Raw genomic sequence first — 411 nt, 5'->3', positions numbered from 1 at the left:
AGTAACCGGGCATGTTCATCATCAGTAACCCGTATCGTGAGCATCCTCTCTCGTTTCATCGGTATCATTACCCCCATGAACAGAAATCCCCCTTACACGGAGGCATCAGTGACCAAACAGGAAAAAACCGCCCTTAACATGGCCCGCTTTATCAGAAGCCAGACATTAACGCTTCTGGAGAAACTCAACGAGCTGGACGCGGATGAACAGGCAGACATCTGTGAATCGCTGCACGACCACGCTGATGAGCTTTACCGCAGCTGCCTCGCGCGTTTCGGTGATGACGGTGAAAACCTCTGACACATGCAGCTCCCGGAGACGGTCACAGCTTGTCTGTAAGCGGATGCCGGGAGCAGACAAGCCCGTCAGGGCGCGTCAGCGGGTGTTGGCGGGTGTCGGGGCGCAGCCATG

General features: G+C 56.0%; 1 protein-coding gene. It reads left to right on the top strand.

The window, feature by feature from the left end; genetic code table 11:
• On the top strand, positions 1 to 300 hold a 300-nt coding region (locus tag C7C45_RS36000), incomplete at its 5' end, for a Rop family plasmid primer RNA-binding protein (RefSeq protein ID WP_425271196.1).
• Positions 301 to 411: the final 111 nt, after the last annotated feature.

Source organism: Micromonospora arborensis (assembly GCF_003205615.1).
Classification (GTDB): Bacteria; Actinomycetota; Actinomycetes; order Mycobacteriales; family Micromonosporaceae; genus Micromonospora; species Micromonospora arborensis.
The sequence above is the reverse complement of the archived record's forward strand: the minus strand, read 5'-3'. Positions and strand labels throughout refer to the sequence as shown.